Consider the following 5,826-nt stretch of genomic DNA (forward strand, 5'->3'; position numbering starts at 1 on the left):
CAGGTCACCAGCGTGACCTGCACGTCCGACACGTGCGGGGTGGGTCGGTTACTCCGTGACGGTCAGCGCGCGGACCCGGACCGCACCGCTGAACGGGTCCAGGACGACGTCGTCCAGGCGCTCGCTGTAGTACTCGCCGCCCGCGTTGAAGCGGAACGGAATGGTCGGGAACTCCTCGGCGAGGATCGCCTCGGCCTCCTGGTACTTGACCACGGCCTCGTCGAGCGTCGCGGCCTGGTCGCCCTCGGCGAGCTTGTCCTCGAACTCCTTGTCGTACCAGCCGAAGTTGCCCGCGCCCTCCTCGCCGACGGCGTAGAAGGCCAGGTAGTTCTCGTTCAGCGGGTAGTCCGGGAACCAGTTGTTCCGGAAGATGCCGTCGAAGCCCTGCTCGGACCGGACCGAGGAGAAGTCCGGGTTCGGCTTGAGCTCGTACGGGATGCCGAGGGTGGCCTCGATGGAGTCACCGATCGCCTTGAAGTACTCGATCTCGGTCTCGTCGTTGCTCAGGCCGATCGTCAGCGTCTCGCCGTCGGGCCAGCCGCCGGCCTTCTCCAGCGCGGCCTTCGCCGCCTCCGGGTCGAAGACGCACCACTCGCAGGTGCCGGCCTCGCCGCCGGGCACGCCGTCCGGCACGACCCACGAGTCGGCCGGGGTGGCCAGGCCGCCCGAGAGCTGGTCGACGATGGTCTCGCGGTCGATCGCCATGGAGATCGCCTTGCGGAACTCCTTGTCCTGCCACGGGCCGTCCTCGTACAGCGGGAAGCCGATGTAGGTCAGCGCGGCACCCGGTGCCTCGGCGAGCCGCTCGGAGAGCTCGGGGTCCTCCTGCGCGGCGGCCAGGTCGGCCGGCGGCGGGTAGCTGACGTCGAGGTCACCGGCCTCGAAGTCGCTCCAGGACGACGCACCGTTGTACTCGCGCCAGTTGATCGCGTCGATGTCCTCGGGCGTCTCGTCCAGCGTGTAGTCCGCCCAGCGCTCGGCGTCGACGGACACACCCTGGTCCCACTCGGTGATCTGGAACGGGCCGTTGCCGATCGGCTTGACCGAGCAGGCCTCGACGTCGTCCAGGCACTCCTGGGCGACCGGGTAGAAGCCGGTGTAGCCGAGCATCGTGGCGAAGCCGGCGAACGGCGCGTTGAGCTCGACCTCGAGCGTCAGGTCGTCCGCGACGGTGAGACCGGACAGCTCCTCGACCGGGCTCTCCTTGACGACCTCGCCCTCGTCGTCGATCTCGTCCTGCATCTCCTCGTAGCCCTTGAAGCGCTCGAAGAAGTAGTTGCTGTACAGCTCGGGGTGACCGGCCGTGTAGTTCCAGGAGCGGGCGAACGCGGCGGCGTCGACGGGCTCACCGTTCTGGAAGGTCAGGTCCGGCTTGATCTTGATGGTCCAGACGGTGTTGTCGTCGGACTCGATCGACTCGGCCACGTAGTCGTACGGCTCCTTGGACTCCGGGTCGTACCGGACCAGGCCGTCGTAGACGACGTCCAGGATCGCGATGTTGTCCGCCATGCCCGAGTCGCCCGGGAAGAGGGTCTCCATCTCCTGGTCGATCGTGAGCTTCAGGGTGACCGGTCCGTCGCCTTCGACGGTGTCGCTCGGGGTACACCCGGCCACGGTCAGGGCCACCACGGCCGCCCCCGCGGCGAAGGTGGCGATGCGTGCTTGCCTCACTGATTGCCTCCCCAGTTCGTCTCCCCGGTCAACTGGCGGGGAGGTTTGGACCATATCGCCACGGAAGTGGGGTCGCCTGGAAAGTCGTGTTAACCGTCTGTAACGATTCGTCAGGCCTCCTTCCTTGCGAGCGACCAGCGCTCACGCGGAAGGAGACCCGACGAACCGTCGGCGTCAGCGGCCGCCGGCAGTGCGCCCCGCCGTCAGGCCGCCGTCAGGTCCTTCACCGCGCCCTTGGCGATGCGCAGGCGGCGCGGCGTGCGCTGTGCGACCACCGAGTCGTGCGTGACCAGCACGATCGTCAGCCCCTGCTCCTTCCACAGGCCCTCGATGAGGTCCACGATCTCGTCGCGGGTCTCCTCGTCGAGGTTGCCGGTGGGCTCGTCGGCCAGCAGCACCTTGGGGTTCTTCACCAGCGCCCGCGCGATCGCGACGCGCTGCTGCTGCCCGCCCGACAGCTCGCCGGGGAGGTGGTCGCCCCGGTCGCCGAGGCCCACCGACTCCAGGGCGGCCAGCGCCCGCGCCGTCCTGGTCTGCCGCGGGATCTTGGCCGGTACCAGCGCCGTCTCCACGTTCTCCAGCGCGGTGAGCGTCGGGATCAGGTTGAAGTTCTGGAACACGAACCCGATGGTCTCGGCCCGCGCCGCGGTGAGCTGCGCGTCGCTCATCCCGGCGAGGTCGGTCCCGTCGAGCTTCACGGTGCCCGACGTCGGCCGGTCCAGCCCGCCGAGCATCTGCAGCAGGGTGGACTTGCCGCCGCCGGTCGGCCCCTGCACGGCGACGAGCTCGCCGTCGCCGATGGTCAGGGACACCCCCTTGAGCGCGCGCACCACGCGCTTGCCCTGCTGGTACGTCTTGGTCAGGTCGTCGATCTGATACATGGGTAGACCTTTCAGGCGAGAGAACGGAGGGCTTCGACCGGGCGCAGGCGCGCGGCGCGCTGGCCGCCGACCACACCGGCGATCAGCCCGCCCAGCACCGCGAGGCCGATGGCGGCCAGCACGATCCACAGGCTGACCGGCGCCTGGAGGGCGACGTCGACGGCGCTGCTCGCGGCGTCGGCCAGGCCGCCCGAGCGAGCCGCGCCGAAGCCGCCGCCCTCGGCGCCCTGCGCGCCCCCGCCCTGCATCGCGCCGGCGGGTCCGCCGCCACCACCGCCGGGGCCGCCCATCATGAAGCCGCCGCCCGAGGTGCCGCCGCTGAGCGTGATGCCTGCGAGGTTGATGGCCCAGACCGCCAGCGCGCCGATCGCGAGGCCGGCGACGCCACCGATCAGGCCCTGCACCACGGACTCGCCCGCGACCTGGCCCACCACGCGGCCCTTGCTCCAGCCGATCGCCTTGAGCGTGCCCAGCTCCCGGGTGCGGCGGTTGACGCCGGAAACCGTGAACAGGATCGCGAGGCCGAAGGCCGCGGCGAGCACGATGATGCTCAGCCAGGTGCCGAGCGTGCCGATCAGGTTGGACGCCGTCGAGAGGGAGCCCGTGACGTTCTCGGCGAGGTCGGACTGCGTGCTCACGGAGGCGTCGGGCAGCTCGCTCTCGATCGCGGCGGCGACGGCGTCGACGTTCTCGGCCGAGTCGACCTGCACGTAGACGTCGGTGACCTGGTCGGCGAGGTCCGCGAGGGTCTGCGCGGTGGCCAGCGGCACGTAGACGTCGGACGCCGTGGCGACGTCGTCGCCGGTCGTGGAGGCGACCGTGCCGACGATCTCCAGCTCCTCGCCGCCCACGGTGATCTTGTCGCCGACGGCGAGCTCCTGCTGCGTGGCGTAGGTGGCGTCCAGGACGGCGACGTTCTCGTCGTCCGCCGCCAGCGTCCGGCCGTCGGCCACGGTGGCGGTCGTCAGCGGCCCGACGGCGGCGGCGTCGGGGTCCACACCCGTGACCGTGAACTGCTCGATCTCGAAGGACGACCCGCCGGCCGTCCCCTCGCCGGAGCCGTCCTCGCCCATGCGCAGGTCGACGGGGCCGCCGCCCTCCTGCATGGCCTCGAAGTCCGGCATCTCCCCGGAGAACGACATGTTCTGCAGGTCCAGCGTCGCGGCGACCCCGGACACGTGGTCCAGGCCGGAGACGGACTCCAGCGCGGCGGCGTCGAACGACGTCGACCCCATGGCGGTGCTGAGGCGGTCCTGCGCGAGGTTGCGCGTGCCGTCCTCGCCGGCCTCGCCCTCTCCCTCGCCGAAGTCGAACCGGCCGGGGCCGCCGCCCTCGCCGGGGCCCTCTGCGGCCTGGGTCACGGTGATGTCGGTGCCGACGCCGTAGACCGACTCGAGCACCTCCGCCTGGGCGTTCCGGACGCCCGTCGAGACGGCGTTGACGACGATGACCAGTGCGATCGCGACCGCGAGTCCGATCGCGACCACGACCGTCTGCTTGCGCCTGTTGCGCAGCTCTCTGCGCAGATAGGTGAAGAACATGGGCTCCTGCCTGGGGTCCTGAGGAACGTGCGGGGACGTTGGTGTCCGGGCGGACCGCCGCGCGGGCGGTGCCGCACGCCGTGGAGGAGGGGCGAGCAGGCGTGCGGGTCGCACCGCGGGCGGTCTGCGCCGGACGGTCGGGACGCTAGGCAGGCTCGCTGTGGCAGCCCTGTCGCGGACCTGTGGTGGGCCTGTGAACTGCGGGCTCGTGGACGGTTCCGCGCCCCCTCGCCCGACGTCCTAGGCTGGGGGCCGTAACCTCCGAGCAACATCCTTAGAAGGAGAACCCGTGGCTAGCATCGAAGCCGTTGGAGCACGCGAGATCCTCGACTCGCGCGGCAACCCCACCGTGGAGGTGGAGATCGTCCTGGACGACAACACCTTCGCCCGTGCGGCGGTCCCGTCCGGTGCATCGACCGGCGCGTTCGAGGCCGTCGAGCTGCGTGACGGAGACAAGGGCCGTTACCTGGGCAAGGGTGTCGAGAAGGCGGTCGCGGCCGTCAACGACGAGATCGCCCCCGAGCTCATCGGGTACGACGCCGAGGAACAGCGCATCATCGACCAGACCCTCCTGGACCTGGACGGCACGCCGAACAAGGGCAAGCTGGGCGCGAACGCGATCCTGGGCGTGTCCCTCGCCGTCGCGAAGGCCGCCGCCAAGAGCTCCGGCCTGGACCTGTTCCGGTACGTGGGCGGCCCGAACGCGCACGTCCTGCCCGTGCCGATGATGAACATCCTGAACGGCGGGTCCCACGCGGACTCGAACGTGGACATCCAGGAGTTCATGGTCGCCCCGATCGGCGCCCCGACGTTCCGCGAGGCGCTGCGGACCGGCACCGAGGTGTACCACTCGCTGAAGTCCGTGCTGAAGGAGAAGGGCCTGGGCACCGGCCTGGGCGACGAGGGCGGCTTCGCGCCGAACCTCGGCAGCAACCGTGAGGCGCTCGACCTGATCCTCGTCGCCATCGAGCGCGCGGGCCTCAAGCCGGGCACCGACGTGGGCCTCGCGCTCGACGTCGCCTCGACCGAGTTCTTCTCGGACGGCGTGTACGCGTTCGAGGGCGGCAAGAAGACGCCGGACGAGATGATCGCGTACTACGAGCAGCTCGTTGCGGACTACCCGCTGGTGTCCATCGAGGACCCGCTGTCCGAGGACGAGTGGGACTCCTGGTCCGCCCTCATGGGCAAGGTCGGCGACAAGGTGCAGATCGTGGGCGACGACCTGTTCGTCACCAACCCGGAGCGCCTCGCCAAGGGCATCGAGCTCAAGTCGGCGAACTCGCTGCTGGTCAAGCTCAACCAGATCGGCACGCTCACCGAGACGCTCGACGCCGTGACGCTGGCCCAGCGCAACGGCTTCACCACGATGACCTCGCACCGCTCCGGCGAGACCGAGGACACCACCATCGCGGACCTGTCCGTGGCGACCAACGCCGGCCAGATCAAGACCGGCGCCCCCGCCCGTGGCGAGCGCATCAACAAGTACAACCAGCTCCTGCGCATCGAAGAGGCGCTCGACGAGGCCGGCACCTACGCCGGCCGGTCGGCGTTCCCGCGCTTCCAGGGCTGAACTGCCTGAACCGGGCGTGATCCGGGCCTGATCCGGGCCTGACGGCGCCGGTCGAGGGGGCCTCAACCGTTCGACCGGCGCTGGCGCGGCTGTGCCGCGCCGAGCTGTCAGACCCGCCCCGACGTGTCAGACGTACAGGTCACTCCGGTGACCTGTACGTCTG

4 protein-coding genes are annotated in these 5,826 nt (G+C 70.3%); 1 reads left to right on the forward strand and 3 read right to left on the reverse strand.

Going from position 1 to position 5,826, the window contains the following annotated elements; genetic code table 11:
• Positions 1-48 precede the first annotated feature (48 nt).
• The 3 genes from ACFU5G_RS28635 to ACFU5G_RS28645 all read right to left on the reverse strand — a co-directional run bounded on the left by ACFU5G_RS28635 (position 49) and on the right by ACFU5G_RS28645 (position 4,093).
• Positions 49-1,671: an ABC transporter substrate-binding protein gene (locus ACFU5G_RS28635; protein WP_377252309.1), complete on the reverse strand. Its 1,623-nt coding sequence runs from the start codon at positions 1,669-1,671 to the stop codon at positions 49-51.
• 203 nt (positions 1,672-1,874) lie between these two features.
• Positions 1,875-2,552, reverse strand: coding sequence for an ABC transporter ATP-binding protein (locus ACFU5G_RS28640; protein ID WP_377252311.1), 678 nt, complete (start codon positions 2,550-2,552; stop codon positions 1,875-1,877).
• An 11-nt stretch (positions 2,553-2,563) separates the two neighbouring features.
• Positions 2,564-4,093 (reverse strand): ABC transporter permease, encoded by a 1,530-nt coding sequence (locus tag ACFU5G_RS28645; protein ID WP_377252313.1) that lies wholly within the window; start codon positions 4,091-4,093, stop codon positions 2,564-2,566.
• 289 nt (positions 4,094-4,382) lie between these two features.
• Here ACFU5G_RS28645 and eno point away from each other — a divergent pair, with 289 nt between their 5' ends.
• The gene (eno, locus tag ACFU5G_RS28650; protein WP_377252315.1) at positions 4,383-5,663 is read left to right on the forward strand and encodes a phosphopyruvate hydratase; all 1,281 of its coding nucleotides are present in this window, start codon (positions 4,383-4,385) and stop codon (positions 5,661-5,663) included.
• Positions 5,664-5,826 lie beyond the last annotated feature (163 nt).

The sequence above is a fragment of the Promicromonospora sp. NPDC057488 genome (assembly GCF_042802395.1).
GTDB lineage: Bacteria > Actinomycetota > Actinomycetes > Actinomycetales > Cellulomonadaceae > Promicromonospora.